At 60.8% G+C, this 16,426-nt stretch carries 19 protein-coding genes; 12 read left to right on the forward strand and 7 right to left on the reverse strand.

Annotated elements, in window-relative coordinates:
* Window positions 1-35: 35 nt before the first annotated feature.
* Window positions 36-476, reverse strand: a complete 441-nt coding sequence (locus U862_RS0124670) for a PACE efflux transporter (protein WP_025112851.1) — start codon at window positions 474-476, stop codon at window positions 36-38.
* A 120-nt stretch (window positions 477-596) separates the two neighbouring features.
* Between U862_RS0124670 and U862_RS0124675 the strand changes: the two genes are divergently transcribed.
* Window positions 597-1,469 (forward strand): LysR family transcriptional regulator, encoded by an 873-nt coding sequence (locus U862_RS0124675; protein WP_025112852.1) that lies wholly within the window; start codon window positions 597-599, stop codon window positions 1,467-1,469.
* Between the two features lie 156 nt (window positions 1,470-1,625).
* On the opposite strand, the gene U862_RS0124680 is transcribed toward U862_RS0124675, so the two are convergent.
* Window positions 1,626-2,657 (reverse strand): LacI family DNA-binding transcriptional regulator, encoded by a 1,032-nt coding sequence (locus U862_RS0124680; protein ID WP_025112853.1) that lies wholly within the window; start codon window positions 2,655-2,657, stop codon window positions 1,626-1,628.
* Between the two features lie 216 nt (window positions 2,658-2,873).
* Here U862_RS0124680 and U862_RS0124685 point away from each other — a divergent pair, with 216 nt between their 5' ends.
* Together U862_RS0124685 and U862_RS0124690 are read left to right on the forward strand one after the other, a co-directional pair.
* Complete coding sequence (locus U862_RS0124685) at window positions 2,874-3,407, forward strand: gluconokinase (protein WP_025112854.1); 534 nt, start codon at window positions 2,874-2,876, stop codon at window positions 3,405-3,407.
* Between the two features lie 82 nt (window positions 3,408-3,489).
* Entirely contained in the window at window positions 3,490-4,842 is a 1,353-nt protein-coding gene (locus tag U862_RS0124690) for a GntP family permease (RefSeq protein WP_025112855.1), read from the forward strand.
* 177 nt (window positions 4,843-5,019) lie between these two features.
* On the opposite strand, the gene alaC is transcribed toward U862_RS0124690, so the two are convergent.
* Window positions 5,020-6,237, reverse strand: coding sequence for an alanine transaminase (gene alaC, locus U862_RS0124695; RefSeq protein ID WP_025112856.1), 1,218 nt, complete (start codon window positions 6,235-6,237; stop codon window positions 5,020-5,022).
* 137 nt (window positions 6,238-6,374) lie between these two features.
* On the opposite strand from alaC, the gene U862_RS0124700 reads away from it, so the two are divergent.
* From U862_RS0124700 to U862_RS0124715, 3 genes are all read left to right on the forward strand, one after another.
* Window positions 6,375-7,037 carry a LysE family translocator gene (locus tag U862_RS0124700; RefSeq protein WP_025112857.1) on the forward strand — a complete coding sequence of 221 codons (663 nt, stop codon included), beginning with the start codon at window positions 6,375-6,377 and terminating at the stop codon, window positions 7,035-7,037.
* Between the two features lie 69 nt (window positions 7,038-7,106).
* The gene (locus U862_RS0124705) at window positions 7,107-7,601 is read left to right on the forward strand and encodes a GyrI-like domain-containing protein (RefSeq protein ID WP_025112858.1); all 495 of its coding nucleotides are present in this window, start codon (window positions 7,107-7,109) and stop codon (window positions 7,599-7,601) included.
* A 324-nt stretch (window positions 7,602-7,925) separates the two neighbouring features.
* Entirely contained in the window at window positions 7,926-8,414 is a 489-nt protein-coding gene (locus U862_RS0124715; protein WP_025112859.1) for a GNAT family N-acetyltransferase, read from the forward strand.
* Between the two features lie 70 nt (window positions 8,415-8,484).
* Here U862_RS0124715 and U862_RS0124720 read toward each other — a convergent pair whose 3' ends face one another.
* On the reverse strand, window positions 8,485-8,970 hold the full coding sequence (locus tag U862_RS0124720) for an N-acetyltransferase (protein WP_025112860.1): 486 nt from the start codon (window positions 8,968-8,970) through the stop codon (window positions 8,485-8,487).
* 139 nt (window positions 8,971-9,109) lie between these two features.
* On the opposite strand from U862_RS0124720, the gene U862_RS0124725 reads away from it, so the two are divergent.
* Genes U862_RS0124725 through U862_RS0124735 form a run of 3 tightly spaced genes read left to right on the forward strand, consistent with a single transcriptional unit; the run spans window position 9,110 to window position 11,142 of the window.
* Complete coding sequence (locus U862_RS0124725) at window positions 9,110-9,535, forward strand: nuclear transport factor 2 family protein (RefSeq protein WP_025112861.1); 426 nt, start codon at window positions 9,110-9,112, stop codon at window positions 9,533-9,535.
* A 40-nt stretch (window positions 9,536-9,575) separates the two neighbouring features.
* Complete coding sequence (locus U862_RS0124730; protein ID WP_025112862.1) at window positions 9,576-9,920, forward strand: YciI family protein; 345 nt, start codon at window positions 9,576-9,578, stop codon at window positions 9,918-9,920.
* The gene (locus tag U862_RS0124735; RefSeq protein WP_025112863.1) at window positions 9,913-11,142 is read left to right on the forward strand and encodes an RNA polymerase sigma factor; all 1,230 of its coding nucleotides are present in this window, start codon (window positions 9,913-9,915) and stop codon (window positions 11,140-11,142) included. Before U862_RS0124730 ends, U862_RS0124735 begins: the two co-directional genes overlap by 8 nt.
* Before the next feature lie 122 nt (window positions 11,143-11,264).
* Here U862_RS0124735 and U862_RS0124740 read toward each other — a convergent pair whose 3' ends face one another.
* On the reverse strand, window positions 11,265-11,990 hold the full coding sequence (locus U862_RS0124740; RefSeq protein WP_025112864.1) for an SDR family oxidoreductase: 726 nt from the start codon (window positions 11,988-11,990) through the stop codon (window positions 11,265-11,267).
* A gap of 111 nt (window positions 11,991-12,101) precedes the next feature.
* Between U862_RS0124740 and U862_RS0124745 the strand changes: the two genes are divergently transcribed.
* Entirely contained in the window at window positions 12,102-12,938 is an 837-nt protein-coding gene (locus tag U862_RS0124745; protein ID WP_025112865.1) for a LysR family transcriptional regulator, read from the forward strand.
* 94 nt (window positions 12,939-13,032) lie between these two features.
* Here the strand turns inward: U862_RS0124745 and U862_RS0124750 are convergent, their stop codons facing one another.
* Window positions 13,033-13,887 carry a LysR family transcriptional regulator gene (locus U862_RS0124750; protein WP_025112866.1) on the reverse strand — a complete coding sequence of 285 codons (855 nt, stop codon included), beginning with the start codon at window positions 13,885-13,887 and terminating at the stop codon, window positions 13,033-13,035.
* 89 nt (window positions 13,888-13,976) lie between these two features.
* Between U862_RS0124750 and U862_RS0124755 the strand changes: the two genes are divergently transcribed.
* Window positions 13,977-14,414 carry a multidrug/biocide efflux PACE transporter gene (locus U862_RS0124755; RefSeq protein ID WP_025112867.1) on the forward strand — a complete coding sequence of 146 codons (438 nt, stop codon included), beginning with the start codon at window positions 13,977-13,979 and terminating at the stop codon, window positions 14,412-14,414.
* Window positions 14,415-14,456: 42 nt separating this feature from the next.
* On the opposite strand, the gene U862_RS0124760 is transcribed toward U862_RS0124755, so the two are convergent.
* Complete coding sequence (locus tag U862_RS0124760) at window positions 14,457-15,215, reverse strand: SDR family NAD(P)-dependent oxidoreductase (RefSeq protein WP_025112868.1); 759 nt, start codon at window positions 15,213-15,215, stop codon at window positions 14,457-14,459.
* A 121-nt stretch (window positions 15,216-15,336) separates the two neighbouring features.
* Between U862_RS0124760 and U862_RS0124765 the strand changes: the two genes are divergently transcribed.
* Complete coding sequence (locus tag U862_RS0124765; RefSeq protein ID WP_025112869.1) at window positions 15,337-16,233, forward strand: LysR family transcriptional regulator; 897 nt, start codon at window positions 15,337-15,339, stop codon at window positions 16,231-16,233.
* Window positions 16,234-16,426 lie beyond the last annotated feature (193 nt).

Genomic DNA, 16,426 nt, shown 5'->3' on the forward strand with positions numbered 1-16,426 from the left:
CGATTTCTTGCAAAAACCGTTTAGCCATTAACGATTTATGCCGCGGCGGCGGAATCGGGCAGCGCCGAAGCCGGCAAGCCGAAGACGCGATCGAACAGCCAGTTGAAGGCGAACGTGTAGCACGGGATGAAGATGATCAGCGCCAGGTCCAGCAGGAACGCCTGCACCAGACTGATGTTCATCCACCAGGCGATCAGCGGGATCAGGAACACGATCAGCGTCAGTTGGAAACCGACCGCATGGGCGATGCGCCGTTTGACTGTGCGCGTGCGCGACGGCTGGCGGCTTTCCCAATGCTCGAACAGCGAGGTGTAGATGAAATTCCAGGTCACGGCGATGGTGGTGATGATCACCGCCAGCGGCCCGGTGCTGCCGGGCGAGGTGCCGGACAACAGCGCCAGGCCGAGGGCGGAGAAGGTCATGCCGATCACTTCGTAAAGCGACACATAGACCAGTTTGCGTTTGACGCCTTGCATGCGGATTTGCCTCTGTCTTGACATCGATGGCCGGCGGGACTGGCGGAGGCGGCGAAAGATAGCTTCAATAGTGGTGACAGAAAAAGTCAGTAGCTTTCAGTTTTGGTGATAGGTGGTGGTGTGAATTTCAACAGTGACAGCATCGAATTGTTTCTCGCGGTGATCGAGCGCGGCTCGTTTTCCTCCGCTGCCCGAGCGCTGGGCCGGGTGCCGTCGGCCGTCAGCATGGGCATCGGCAATCTGGAGGCCGAACTCGGTTATCCGCTGTTCGACCGCAGCCATCGCGAACCGCAGCCGACGGCCATGGCGCTGTCACTGGTGCCCCATGCGCGGCTGATTGCCGAGCAGCTCAAGCAGCTGCAAGTGCACGCGGTGGAGTTATCGCTGGGGCTGGAGAGCAAGTTGTCGATCGGTGTGGTCGCAGACATCGACCGCCGCCGCTTGCTCACCGCGATCAAGGTGATCTGCGAGCGCCATCCGCTGCTCGACATCGAAGTGCTGACCGCTCCGCAGGACGACGTGCTGGCGATGCTGCACAGTGGCCGCGTCAGCGTCTGCCTGGCGTTCGCCGGCTTGAGCATGAACGTGCTGGAGCGTTTTCAGTTTGTCGGCAGCGAACGGATGATCGCCACCCTGGCGGCGGACAGTCCGTTGTTGCAGGGGCAGGATCTGTTTCTCGAGGACCTGGTGCACGTGCGGCAGATCTTCGTCGCCAGCCGTGACCTGCCGATCAGCGAAACCCGGCCGCTGGTGGCCGAATCCCACTGGCGCACCGACACTCTGGAGGCGGCGCTGGAGATGGTCGAGGCGGGGCTGGGCTGGGGCAATTTCCCGCTGTCGGTGGTGCAGCCATGGCTGGACAGCGGGCGTTTGAAACGACTGAATTTCCGCAACATCGAGAACGGGTTGGTGCTGCCGGTGCATGCGGTGTGGCTCAAGAGCCAGCCGCTGCAGAAAGGCGCTTTGGCCCTCGTCGACATGCTCAGCCACTGAGCCCACGCAGAGCCCATTGTGGGAGCGGGTTTGCTCGCGAATGCGGTGTGCCAGATAAGCAAATGCCAGCTGACACGACGCCTTCGCGAGCAAGCCCGCTCCCACAGGGGTTGGGTTTCAACCCGGCATTTGTGACCACCACGGGGATTTCAGAGGTCAGGTGCTTTCACGGACTTTCAGTTCAAAGCCCATGTCTTCCACCGGACGTGCAACATTGTTGCCCGCCATCAACGTCAGCATCTGCTCTGCCGCGCGCCGGCCGATCGCCTCTCGTGGGGTATTGATGCTACTCAGGCGCGGCACCATGTGTTCGGACATCGGCAAGTCGTTGAAGCCGAGGATCGCCACCTGTTCGGGGATCTTGATCCCGTTGCGCAGCGCTTCGAGCAGGGCACCCTGCGCGAGGTCGTCGTTACCAAAGAAGATCGCATCGACGTCCGGATGCGCCGCCAGCAGTTGCAGGAACAGCTCACCGCCCAATCCCACCGACGATGAACGCGGGGTCAGCACTTCCAGGTCCGGGTCATAGCGACCGGCCTTCTGCAGGGCTTTGCGGAAACCCTCGCCGCGCAACAAAGTGCGCTGATCGAGTTGTGCGCCAATGTAGGCCAGACGCTTGCGCCCTCGGGAGAGCAAATGTTCGGCGGCCGTTTCACCGGCGCTGAGCTGGGAGAACCCCACGCAGTTCACTCCGGCGGCGCTGTCCAGTTCCATCATGTACACGCAGGGAATGTTGCTGGCCTCGATCATCCGCCGCGAACTTTCCGTGCGATCAAACCCGGTCAGCAGCAAACCACGTGGCTGATAAGCCATGTAGTTGCGCAGCAGGTTTTCTTCTTCATCACGCGAATAGTGGAAGTTGCCGATCAGCACTTCGAAGCCCTTGGGCGTGAGCACCCGATGAATGGCTTCCAGCGTATCGATAAACAACAGGTTGGACAGCGACGGCACTAACACCACCACCGAATGGCTCTGCGCCGAGGCCAGCGCGCGGGCGGCCGGGTTGACCACGTAGTTGAGTTCGAGTGCGGCTTTCTGGACTTTTTCCACCAGTTCGGTGGCCACGGTGCTGACCCCACGCAAGGCGCGGGAGGCGGTAATCGGACTGACACCGGCGAGGCGAGCAACTTCATTGAGGGTGGGACGGCCGGTGGTGCGGGTATTTTTATCGTTTTTAGGGGTGGTCATCGGGCGGCTTGCCAAACAAAAATCAAGGCACTAAGGTAGCGCTGTCCTGATGCAGCTGCAAATGCGTAAGCGAGGTCCTGCCTGATCCTCGCTTTTTGGCGTTGGGCGAAAACCTGCTGCAACCCAAAAAAACGACAAGAAGGCGTCGGCAACTTCTGCCTGTGCACTAGAGTCATAGCTAGCAAAGGTAGCGCTGTCTGCGCGCTGAGGTGTTATATGAGTCATCCCATCACCGCCCTGGTCATCATGGGCGTTGCCGGTTGCGGCAAGACGTGCGTCAGCGAGGCCTTGTGCCAATTGAGCGGCGCCACTGCCATTGAAGGCGATACTTTTCATCCGGCCGCCAACATCGAAAAGATGAGCGCGGGGATCCCCCTGAACGACGAAGACCGTGCCGGCTGGCTCGACAGCCTGTGCGTTGAATTGCGTCGTGTCGATGCGCTGGGCGAGCGTCCGGTGCTGACCTGCTCGGCCCTCAAACACAGTTATCGCGAAGTGCTGCGCAGTGCCTTGCCGGGCCTGGGCTTCGTGTTTCTTGAGCTGACCCCGGAAGTGGCCGCTGACCGCGTGTCCCATCGTCCGGGCCACTTCATGCCGGCTACGTTGATCGAAAGCCAGTTCGCCACGCTTGAATCGCCGGTCGGCGAGCCGCTGACCCTGGCGCTGAATGCGTCGATCCACAGCGTCGATGAGCTGGCGTCCCAGGCGCACGTCTGGTGGCAGGCCCATGGTCTGAAACAGGCGGTATGAGTGTGTTGAAAGAGCTAGCGCTGTCCTCACGAATTCTGTTTAACCCGCTTTAATAACAACAACAAGCCAGGAGACACCCCCAATGTTTGGCATGTCCCACGACACGTTCCTGCTGCTCGATGCAGTGGTCACGGTAATCGGGCTGATTGTCCTGATTACCAAATTCAAGATTCACCCCTTCATCTCCCTGACCATTGCGGCCGCGTTCCTTGGCCTGACGTCCGGCATGCCGATCGGCACCATCATCAAGGCGTTCCAGGACGGCTTCGGTGGCGTGCTCGGTTTCGTCGGCATCATCCTCGCGCTGGGCACCATGCTCGGCAAAATGATGGCCGAATCCGGTGGTGCCGATCAGATCGCCCAGACCCTGATCCGCGCCTTCGGCAAGGACAAGGTGCAGTGGGCGATGATGTTCGCGGCGTTCCTGGTGGGCATTCCGCTGTTCTTCGAAATCGGCTTCGTGCTGCTGATTCCGCTGGTGTTCATCGTTGCCCGTCGCACCGGTGTGTCGATCATCAAGATCGGCATCCCGCTGCTCGCCGGCCTGTCCGCCGTACACGGTCTGGTACCACCGCACCCGGGGCCGCTGCTAGCGATCGGCGTGTTCGGCGCCGACATCGGCAAGACCATCCTCTACGGTCTGATCGTTGCGCTGCCGACCGCCATCATTGCCGGTCCGATCTTCGGTACCTTCATCGCCAAGCACATCCCCGGTCACCCGAATCAGGAACTGGTCGATCAATTGGCCCGTGAAACCGATTCGACCAAACTGCCGAGCTTCAGCATCACCCTGATCACCGTGCTGCTGCCGGTGTTCCTGATGCTGCTGAAAACCTTCGCTGACGTGGCGCTACCGGACGGTCACTTCTTCCGCACGTGGATGGACATGATCGGTCACCCGATCTCGGCACTGCTGCTGGCGTTGCTGCTGTCGCTGTACACCTTCGGGCACAAGCAGGGCATTGGTTCGCAACAGATCCTCAAGTGGCTGGACGCAAGCCTGGCGCCGACGGCCGCGATCATCCTGATCATCGGCGCCGGTGGTGGCTTCAAGCAGATGCTGGTGACCAGCGGTGTGGGCGACGTGATCGGCCACATGGCGGTCAGCGCACAGATCTCGCCAATTCTGCTGGCGTGGCTGGTGGCGGCGGTGATTCGTATCGCCACCGGTTCGGCGACGGTGGCGACCATCACGGGCGCGGGCATCGTGGTGCCGGTGGTGGGGATGATCCCGGGCGTCAACCGTGAGCTGCTGGTGCTGGCCACCGGTGCCGGTTCGCTGATTCTGTCGCACGTCAACGATGCCGGTTTCTGGCTGGTGAAGCAGTACTTCAACATGACCGTGGCCGAGACATTCAAGACCTGGACGGCGATGGAAACCATCCTCTCGGTGGTTGCGTTGGGCTTTATCCTGCTGTTGTCGCTGTTCGTTTAATCCCGAACGCCAGACACAAAAAAACCGCAGCGATGCGGTTTTTTTGTGGGCGGATTTCGTGGTTCACCCAAAACCAGTGTGGGAGCGAGCCTGCCCGTGAAGGCGGTGTGTCAGTTAATGATGATGCTGACGGGTGTACCGCTTTCGCGAGCAGGCTCGCTCCCACAGGGGTAGGTGTCAGTTGCCGGATTTCGGGGCCAGGCCATCCGCCCGGAACATCCCGCGAATCCCGCGCACGGCCTGACGAATCCGGTCCTGGTTTTCGATCAGCGCGAAGCGCACATGGTCATCACCATACTCACCAAAACCAACCCCCGGCGAGACGCAGACCTTGGCCTCGGCCAGCAGTTTCTTGGCGAATTCCAGCGAACCGAGATGCGCGTAGGCCTCGGGAATCTTCGCCCAGACATACATCGACGCCTTCGGGTTCTCGACCATCCAGCCCAGCTCATGCAGACCTTTGACCAGCACGTTACGGCGCTGGCGATACTGCTCGGCGATGTCGCGCACGCATTGCTGATCGCCTTCCAGCGCGGCAATCGCCGCCACTTGCAGCGGGGTGAAGGTGCCGTAGTCGTGGTAGCTCTTGATCCGCGCCAGGGCGTTGACCAGCTCCGGGTTACCGACCATGAAACCGATGCGCCAGCCGGCCATGTTGTAGCTCTTGGACAGGGTGAAAAACTCCACCGCGATGTCCTTGGCGCCCGGCACCTGCATGATCGACGGGGCTTTCCAGCCGTCGTAGACGATGTCGGCGTAAGCCAGATCGTGAATCACCAGTACGTCGTACTGCTTGGCGAGGGCGATCACCCGCTCGAAGAAATCCAGTTCCACGCACTGCGCAGTCGGGTTCGACGGGAAGCCGAGGATCATCATTTTCGGTTTCGGAATCGAGCCGCGAATCGCCCGTTCCAACTCATCGAAGAAGTCCACGCCTGGCACCAGCGGCACAGAACGCACCTGGGCGCCGGCAATCACCGCGCCGTAGATGTGAATCGGGTAGCTGGGGTTCGGCACCAATACGGTGTCACCCTGATCCAGAGTCGCCAGCATCAAATGCGCCAGGCCTTCCTTGGAGCCGATGGTGACAATGGCTTCGCTTTCCGGGTCGATGTCGACCGCGTAGCGTTCCTTGTACCAGTTGGAAATCGCCCGGCGCAGGCGTGGAATGCCCTTGGACGTGGAGTAACCGTGAGTGTCTTCGCGCTGGGCGACCTGGACGAGTTTTTCGACAATGTGCGGCGGCGTGGCCCCGTCGGGGTTGCCCATGCTCAAGTCGATGATGTCTTCACCACGACGCCGCGCGGCCATCTTCAGCTCGGCGGTGATGTTGAAAACGTAAGGGGGGAGTCGATCAATGCGCGCAAAGCGGCGCGGCGAACCTTGTTCAGCCATTGTTGCCTCGGATAACGTAAGCGCCCGGAACCGTCCGAGCGACGCTGGTCACTGCGGTGACCTGTGGCGGAAGATAAGGGCAGCGATGGCCGACTGTCCAGCGTGCATGACAATAATTTTTCCCAAGGAAATGCTTAATGGAATTCACCAGCGGCTTCTTGCTGAGCCTCTCGCTGTGCCTGGATATCGGCGTGGCCAACATCGCGATGATTACCCTGGCAATGCAGCGCGGTTACTTTCAGGGCTTTGCTCTGGGCCTCGGTACCTGCGTCGGTGACTTGATCTATGCAGTGCTGGCACTGGCCGGGATGACCGTGCTGCTGCAGTACGAAAGCGTGCGCTGGGTGCTGTGGATTGGTGGTTCGGCGCTGCTGGTCTACTTCGCGGCGAAGATGATTTACTCGGCGATCCATCATGAGGCGCAACTGGCCGCGACCGCTGAGGTGGGGCAGAACTCGCATCGCAAGGAGTTCTTTCGCGGGATCTTCCTTGCCATGTCCTCGCCGAGCGCGATTCTGTGGTTTGCCGCGGTCGGCGGCACCTTGATCGCCCGTTCCGGTGGCGGTGGCCCGCTGAGTTCGGCGCTGTTTCTCGGTGGTTTTCTCTGCGCCGGGCTGCTGTGGTCAGCCGGTCTGTGCTTTGCCGCGAGCCATGGCGGCAAGTTGCTGGGCGACAAGCTTTTGCGCTATTCCTATATGGCATCTGCAGCGATCTTCTGCTATTTCGCGGTGTACGTGATCGTTTCTGGTTATAACGAGTTTATTGGCTCCGCTGCCGTCGAGCAGTTGCACGCGCTATAACAGTGCGAAACGGATGGGGCTTTCTATACTCACCAGCCGAGCCCCCTTTTTTGTTCCAGGAGTCGAGTCATGGATGAGCAAAAACGCGTCGAAGTGGCTGAACCTCGCTTCGAACATGGACACTTCCTGCTGATTGCAGGATTTCGTGGTCGATTTACTCAGGACACTGCCAAGGACATCCCCGCGCTGTGGGAAAAGTTCTTGCCGCACCTGGGAAAGATACAGGGACAAAAAAACGAAGTGACCTACGGGGTGTGCAGTAATTTCGACGGCAAGGGCGGCTTCGATTACATCGCCGGGGTGGAAATCAGCAAGCTCGATGACCTGGACCAGAAGGTCTACCAGTGGGTTGAAGTGCTGCCGCGCCAGTACGCGGTGTTCGAGCACAAGGGCCCGCTCGAACAATTGCCGCAGACTCTGCAGTACATCTACAAGACCTGGCTGCCGGCTTCCCACTACGTGGAACTCAATGCCCCGGAGCTGGAACGCTACAGCGCCGATTTCAATCCGAAGCAGCGCACCGGCAAGCTGGAAATCTGCGTACCCGTCGACAGTAAATCCTGAGCCGACAACGATGAGGCGGATCACTGATCCGCCTCATGTTGCTCAACCGCGTTTACCCTTGCCCACCCGTCGCGCCCGCAACAGGTCGATGCCCAAGGTGATAAAGCCGAACGTACTGATGCCCAATACCATCAACAGGCCGATTTCAACGCTGCTCATAAACGGTTTCCCCCCAGGGTGATCAGAGACACACCGCAGAAATATCCCGCCGCCCGTGCGAAGAAAAGCGCTTATACGCAGGCTTTACGCTGCCCGCGCGGATCGATATGAACACCTTATTCCTTTATGCTTTCGGCACTTTCTTCTGCTGATTTTCGAGCCGCCATGAACACCGTCATCCGCAACGTCACCGCCGCCGACCTGGATCGCTGCTACGCCATCGAAACCGTTGCCTACGAAGGCGATGAGGCCGCCACCCGGGAAAAGATCGCCACGCGCATCGCCACCTGGCCGGACGGCTTCATCGTGGCCGAGGTGGACGGTGTGGTCGCCGGTTTCGTCAATTCGGGCGCGGCGTTTGACGTGCAGATGTCGGACGAGGCGTTCAAGGAATTGGTCGGCCATGATCCGAAAGGCCTCAATGTGGTGATCATGTCGGTGGTGGTGCACCCGGATTATCAGGGGCAGGGCCTGGCCAAACGCCTGATGGCCGAGTTCATCGAGCGCATGCGCGGGCTGGACAAGGCGACGATTCATCTGATGTGCAAGGAACAGCACATCCCGCTGTATGCCGGTTTCGGCTTTGCCTACATCAAACCCTCGGAGTCCGACCACGGCGGGATGGCGTGGCACGAGATGATCCTCACCCTCTGAACTTCCCCGCTCCCACAGGTGGATCGTCGTTGGTGAGCGGCTGTACTGGCAGAGGATTCCCCCGGATGACTCAGAAAAACAGGCCCATGCGCCGCTCGTAACCGATCCGCCCCTTGTACGCTTCGCCGCTGTCGACGAAACCGTGTTTGGCGTATAGCGCGATCGCCGCTTCGTTATCGGCGTCCACTGACAGCTCCAGGCCCTTGATCTGCGGCCACGCCTGACGCGCGGCTTGGGGCAGCGCCTGCAGGCAGGCCTTGCCGTAACCTTTGCCTTGTGCCCGGTGATCGACCTGCAAAGCGTGCAGGGTGGCGCTGTGTTCATCGGCCCAGGCCGGCAACACCGGCGGGCGCTTGAGCAGCAGGAATGCCACCGGCACCTGATCGGCCAGCAGCGCGAAACCTTTTACGCCGGGGCCGGGTTTGGACAGCAGCGTATGCAGCGCGCCGTGGATATCACCGGAAAACTTGATTTGCTCGGGATGGATCTCAATCGCCTCGACTTGTTGGCGCTGCAAGGCGTTCAGGCTGTTGTACGGCACGAGTTGGGCTGACACGGGAATTTCCTTTTTCCTACAAAGATGAGTCTGGATTCTATCGATTTTGTCTTTGCCGGAAATTTTTTGTTTTGCCTGTCGATCTGCTCGACAGCTGAACGACTAAGGGTGTCTTCACAACAAAAAAACGGAGAACACCATGAGCGCACAATCTGCAATCCAGACCCTGATCAACACCGACCGCGAAGCGGTCATGACCAAGAACGTCGAGAAAGTCATGGCGTTGTACGCCGACGACATCGTCTCTTTCGATGCGATCAAGGCCCTGCAATTCAAGGGCAAAGTGGCGTACCGCGCACACTGGGAAGCCTGCATGGAGATGTGTTCCGGCCCGCACATTTTCGAGTTCCACGAGATCGCCATCGAAACCGCCGACAACCTCGCCTTCGCTCATTGGGTGGCGCATTGTGGCGGCACCAACGACAAGGGCGAAACCCAGAGCTGCTGGATGCGCGCCACTGCGTGCTATCGGCAGGTCGGCGGCACGTGGAAAATCGTCCACGAGCACTGGTCGGCCCCGTTCGATCCGATGAGCGGCGCGACGCTGTTCGATGTACAGCCCTGATCTTCAGCCATAGTTGATCCGATCGAATCAGGAGAAAACCATGAAGTATCTATGCTTGGTCTACAGCGATGAGCGCCTGCTGCATAGCTCGCCCGACAGCCCGGAAGACGCCGAGTGCTGGGCCTACGCCGAGTCGATTCAGGGCAGCGGGCGGATGGTCGCGGCGCAGGCGCTGGAGTCGGTGCAGACCGCCACTACGGTGCGCATGCGCAACGGCAAGTTGTCGATCACCGATGGCCCGTTTGCTGAAACCAAGGAGCAGTTGGCCGGGTTCTACCTGATCGATGCCAAGGATCTCAACGAAGCGATTCAGGTCGCCGGCAACATTCCGGCGGCCCGGGTCGGCAGCGTTGAAGTGCGCCCGGTACGGCAGCTGAATGTCTGAAGTTCGGGCGCGGGTCGAGCAGGTCTATCGCGAAGACTCGCGGCGGATCCTTGCGACGCTGATTCGCCTGCTCGGTGATTTCGACCTCGCCGAAGAGGCCTTGCACGAGGCGTTCTTTGTCGCGGTCGAGCGCTGGCAGCGCGACGGCGTGCCCGACAACCCGCGCACCTGGCTGGTGTCCACCGGGCGCTTCAAGGCGATTGATGTGTTGCGGCGGCGGGCACGCTTCAAGGCCTCGCAGCCGCTGTTGCTGGCGCAACTCGAAGAGCTGGAACAGGCCGACTGGAGTGGCGAAGACGTGGAAGACGACCGCTTGCGGCTGATTTTCACCTGCTGTCACCCGGCATTGGCGGCAGATGCGCAAGTACCGCTGACCCTGCGTGAAGTCTGCGACCTGACCACTGAGGAAATCGCCCGGGCTTTTCTTTCGGCACCGGCGGCGATTGCCCAGCGCATCGTGCGGGCGAAAGCGAAGATTCGTGACGCGAAAATCCCCTATCAAGTACCGAGCCTGAACGAATTGCCCGAACGCCTCGACAGTGTGTTGCGGGTGATTTATCTGGTGTTCAACGAGGGTTATTCGGCGTCGGTCGGCGCTGAGTTGACCCGCGAGGATCTGACGCGTGAAGCGATCCGGCTCGGGCGGTTGCTGATGGAGTTGCTGCCGGAACCGGAGGTAATCGGGTTGCTGGCGCTGATGCTGTTGCACGAATCGAGACGGCCAGCGCGGACTTCGCCCAGTGGTGAACTGGTGCTGCTGGACGATCAGGATCGTACGCAGTGGGATGTCGAGCTGATTGCCGAAGGCTGTGCGCTGGTGGAGCGCGCGCTGACCACACGGCGGTTCGGTCCGTATTGCCTGCAAGCGGCGATTGCCGCGGTGCATGCCGAAGCGCCGTCAGCGGCGCAAACGGATTGGCAGCAGATCGTCGGGCTGTACGACGTGCTGCTGCGGGCGGTGCCGTCGCCGGTGATTGAGTTGAATCGCGCGGTGGCGGTGGCCAAGCGCGATGGCGCGTTGGCCGGGTTGATACTGATCGAGGGGATTCTGGATCGCGGCGAGTTGCAGGATTACCACCTGGCGCATTCGGCGCGGGCGGAATTCTCTCGGCAGTTAGGGCGGGTGGAACAGGCGCGGGCGGCGTATCGGCGCGCGTTGGAGCTGACACGGCAGGAGCCGGAGCGGCGGTTTATCGAGGCGCGATTAGCGGCGTTGGGCTGATCCGAGAGAATCGGTGGCAGTGTCGGCCTCTTCGCGAGCAAGCCCGCTCCCACAGTGACCGCTGTAGAACCTGTGGGAGCGGGCTTGCTCGCGAAGGGGCCCGTTCAGCCAACCTCAAATCATCAGGCCTGTTGCCGGGTCGCTGCCAAAACGATCTCTCGAATGCACACGCCCTGCGGCTGCTCATATGCATAAGCAATCGCCGTCGCCACGTCCTCGGCGCTCAACACCGTGCCGCCCATCTCCTGTTTCCACGCCTGATACCCGGTCTTGATCGCTTCATCGGTGGTGTGACTCAACAACTCGGTCTCCACCGCACCCGGGGCAATGGTGGTCACGCGCACGTTGTGCGGCGCCAGTTCTTCACGCAGATTTTCCGACAAGCCGTGTACCGCGAACTTGGTGCCGACGTACGCCACGTGGTTGGGAAAGGTCTTGCGTCCGGCCACCGAGCTGACGTTGATGATGGTGCCGTGCTTGCGCTCGACCATGCCGGCAACGACGGCGTGCACACCGTTGAGCAGGCCTTTGACGTTGACGTCGAGCATCTGCTCCCACTGCGCCGGATCCTGCTCGCTCATCGCGCCCAGCAGCATCACGCCGGCGTTATTGATCAGCGCATCGGCCGGGCCGAATCGGGCTTCGGCTTCGGCAACTGCCGCGAGCAACGCTGCGCGATCAGTGATGTCGACCTGACGGCTGAGGCTGTTCGGCAGCTCCAGTGCTTGAAGGCGTTCAACCCGGCGTGCCAGTAGTAACAGTGGATGGCCGGCAGCGCTCAAACGGCGGGCGGCGGCTTCGCCAATGCCCGAACTGGCTCCGGTGATGATGATCAATGGCTTGCCCATGGTTGAACTCCTGAAATAAGAAAATCAAATGACTGAATGCTGGGCGCAGTATATTTAGCCTGTCAGCGGCTGAAAAATGCCTTATTCCTCTGTCTGTTATCGGAATCATCTATGGATATCCGTCATCTCAAAGCCTTCCTCGCGGTGTTCGAGGAACGCAACATCACTGTGGCAGCGCAACGCCTGTTCATCAGCCAACCGACGCTGTCGGTGACGATCAAACAGCTTGAAGAAACGCTGGGTGTCAGCCTGTTCGTGCGCCAGCCGCGCGGTGTCGAGGTCAGTCAAGAGGCGCGGCTGCTGTACCCGCAGGCGCGGCGCATGGTGGCTGAGTCCGAAGCGCTGAGCCGGATGTTTCGCGGCGGCGAAAACCGCATGGCGCTGTCCTTGGGCATCGAAGGCGACATCGCCGCCAGCCATACCGAAGCCTTCGTGCGCATGGCTCATCAGGCCTTGCCCAATCTGCTGTTGACGCTGGAGGAGGGCTGTCACGGTGACGGTCGCCTGGCGGTTGAGGAAATGTGCTGCGAGGACGAACTGTTCCTGCCGCTGTGGGAGGAACCCTATGTGATGGCGCTGCCGCTGGCGCATCCGATGGCGGCAGCGCAGGCGGGCTGGGCGCCGATTGAAGACTGGATCACCTGCCCGCAACATCCGTCGCATCAGCGTTTGATGGCGTTGTATGGGCGTTCGCCGGCAGCGGTGGCGGGGTATGCCGGGTCGTTACAGCAGGCGTTGCATATGGTCGCGGCGGGCGTGGGGGTGGCGATGTTGCCGCAGTCGCTGGTGACCGGGCATGCACGAGTAGTGGTGCGCACGTTGCACTTGCCGGCACCGACTCGTCGGGTCGGATTGTGCTATGCGGCGCAGGCGCTGGAGTTGCCGGCGATGCGCGGGCTGCAGGCGTATTTCCAGGAGAATCGGCCAGTGGAGATCGCGGCGGCCTGATTGGCCGCCTTCGCGAGCAGGCTCGCTCCCACAGGGTTTGGTGAACGACGCAGATCCAATGTGGGAGCGAGCCTGCTCGCGAAGAGGCGCACCGCTATTCCAGCATCTTGCTCAGCAACCAGCTCCCCGCCGGCCCCGGCGGGTAAATCCGTGACCACAACGCATCGACATACACCGGCCGCGGCCAGCCGCGCACCGTCAATTCCACCAGCGTATCGTTGCCGAAACGTCCCACCAGCCAGCGTGGCAGCGCCGCCCAGCCGAAACCCATTTCCGCCATTTCCATCAGCATCAGGTAACTCGGCGCCGACCACACGCGGCCCTTTGCACGACTGTCGTACGGATTGACGATGGTCGCCAGGCGCAATTCCCGATGCTGCTCCAGCACTGGCTGGTCGACATGTTTGACGCCGGTCAGCACATGATCACGTTTGACGAACAGCGCGATGTCGGTGCGTTCGGCGACCGTCGAAGTCACCAGATCCGGTGGATAGTTGTCGCGCATTTCGGCGAAGGCCAGGTGCGCGCGGCCACGCTGGACCAGTTCGATCAGGTCGTCGCACTCGGCGATCAGACATTCCAGTTCCAGGTCCGGATAACGCTGCTCGAAGTCGACCAGTGCCGCTTCGAAGCGCGCCGATTGGTAGGTATCGGAAATCGCCACGGTGAGCTTCGGTTCGACGCCTTGGCTCAGCTGCCGGGCGGTTATTTCCAGACGACTGGTGGCCGCCAGAATCGCCTCGGCCCGTTGCAGCATCACGTGGCCGGCCGGGGTCAGTGTCGGCTTGCGACTGCTGCGGTCGAACAGGATCAGGTCGAGGTCGATCTCCAGGCTGGCCACCGCCGCACTGATGGTCGACTGGCTGCGCCCCAGTTTGCGCGCCGCCGCCGAGAACGAACCCTGCGTCGCTGCTTGAACGAATGCCAGCAGCACTTCCTGCGAAGCCATGAACTATCGCCTTGATCGATGGTTATTGGTTACGAAGTATCGGTTCGAGAGTGGATCATGGCAACCATCTTCACTCAAGGAGTCAGGCGATGACTGCTAACAAATCCATTGTTGAACGTATTTTTCAGGCCATTGGTTTCGAGTTTCTGGCGATCCTTATTTGCACGCCGCTGCTGGCGTGGATCATGGACAAACCGCTGCTCGACATGGGCGCGGTGACGGTGTTGATCGCCATGCTGGCGCTGGCCTGGAACGTAGTGTTCAACGGTTTCTTCGACCGGACGCTCAAGCGCCTGAATATCGGCCATAACGCCTGGACGCGGGTGGTCCATGCGCTGCTGTTTGAAGGTGGGTTGATCGTGATGGGCGTACCACTGATTGCCTGGTGGCTGTCGGTCAGCCTGTGGCAGGCGTTCTTGCTCGACATCGGCGTGCTGCTGTTTTTCCTGCCGTACACCTACGTGTATCACTGGGGGTATGACGTGGTGCGTGCGCGGTTCATGACCCGCCACACCTGCCCGAACTGACCCATCCCTGTGGAGCTGCCGGCGGCAGCTCCACAGGATCGTTCAGAGGAACATTCCGCCGGACGCTTCAACCCGTTGACCATTGATCCACTGCGCCCCCGGCGACAGCAGCAACGACAGGGCTCCACCAATGTCATCCGGCTTGCCGGCACGGCCCAGCGCGGTGTTTTCGGCAACCATCGCGTTCACAGCCGCATTGTCGCGCACGGTGCCGCCGCCGAAGTCGGTTTCGATCGCACCTGGCGCCAAGGTATTCACGGTGATCTGCCGTGCGCCCAACTCTTTGGCCTGATAACGGGTCAGGACTTCAATCGCACCTTTCATCGCCGCATAAGCACTGGCGCCCGGGATGCTGAAACGCGCGAGCCCGCTGGAGATGTTGATGATCCGCCCGCCGTCGTTCATCAGCGGCAGCAGTTGCTGAGTGAGGAAGAACGGCCCTTTGAAGTGCACGTTCATCAGCATGTCGAATTGCTCAACGGTGGTCTCGGCGAAACTGGCATGCAGACCGAACCCGGCGTTGTTGACCAGAAAATCGAAATGCTCGCGCTCGAAGGTGTGTTGCAGCGCCTGTTCGACCTGCGTGCCGAACGCGGCGAAGGTTTCACTGCGGCCAACATCCAGTTGCAGCATCACGGCTTTGGCGCCGAGTTGTTCCAGTTCAACCACCAGTGCCTGCGCTTCGTCGGCACGGCTGTTGTAAGTGCCGATGATGTCTACGCCCTGAGCGGCGAGGTGCAGGGCGGCGTTCTTGCCCAAGCCACGGCTGGCGCCGGTGATCAATGCGATTTTGCGGTTCATGTGATGTCCTCGATGGGTGGTGAGTGGTGATGGAACGAAGTTTATTTATCCGCCCTGAGGTGATAAACAGAGCAAAACCGGAATCACTGGTCGGATCAGTCGAACAATCAGCGAGTGGCTCATGAACAAACTGGAATTGCTGCGCACCTTCGTCCGGGTCAGCGAGTTATCGAGTTTCACCCTCGCCGGGGAAAACCTCGGCCTGCCGCGCTCCACGGTGTCCGAGCATGTGCAGGCGCTGGAAACTCTGCTTGGCACGCGCCTGCTGCAACGCACCACGCGCAAGGTGCAAGTGACGCAGGACGGCCTGGTGTTGTACGAACGCAGCAAGGATCTGCTTTCGCACATGGACGAAATAGAAGGCTTGTTTCGTCAGGATGAGGCGTCGCTGACCGGGCGCATTCGTGTCGACATGCCAAGCATTCTGTCGCGGCGGTTGATCATGCCGAGGATGCCCGAGTTCATGGATCGCCATCCCAACCTGGAGCTGGAGATCAGCAGCACCGACCGCCGCGTCGACCTGCTGAGCGAAGGCTTCGATTGCGTGGTGCGCATTGGCGCACAACCCGATCAAACGGTGGTGGCGCGACACTTGGGCGACCTGCCCATGATCAACTGCGCGAGTGCGGCTTATCTGGAGCGTTACGGTGTGCCGCAAACACTGGAAGACCTGGCGCAACATCGGCTGGTGCATTACGTCGGCGTACTGGGTTCGCGCTCGGAAGGGTTTGTGTATGAGCAGGACGGGCAGGTTCACCGATTGCCGATGGCCGGCAGCGTGACGGTCAACAGCACCGATGCTTACAAATTGGCGTGCCTGGGCGGTTTTGGTCTGATTCAGGTGCCACGCACCGGGATGAATGCCGATCTGGACAGCGGCGAGATCGTCAGCGTGCTGCCGCAGTACACCGCGCCGGCGATGGGGATTTCAATCCTGTATGCGCGGCAACGGCACTTGCCACTGCGGGTGCGGGTGTTCATGGATTGGCTGGGCGATTTGATCCGTTCGGAGCTCTAAAATCCATGGAGATCCAGTGTGGGTGGTGGTGAAGTATTCGGGCTGGCCGGTATCCAGGGTGGGAGTGGGCTTGCTCACGAAGAGGGCGTGTCAGGCAACACTGAGCTGACTGGTTAGACGCCTTCGCGAGCAGGCTCGCTCCCACAGGGGGTTGGTGGTGGATGAAGTATCCGGGCTGGCCGCTATTAAGGGT

The organism is Pseudomonas sp. H1h (assembly GCF_000633255.1).
GTDB lineage: Bacteria > Pseudomonadota > Gammaproteobacteria > Pseudomonadales > Pseudomonadaceae > Aquipseudomonas.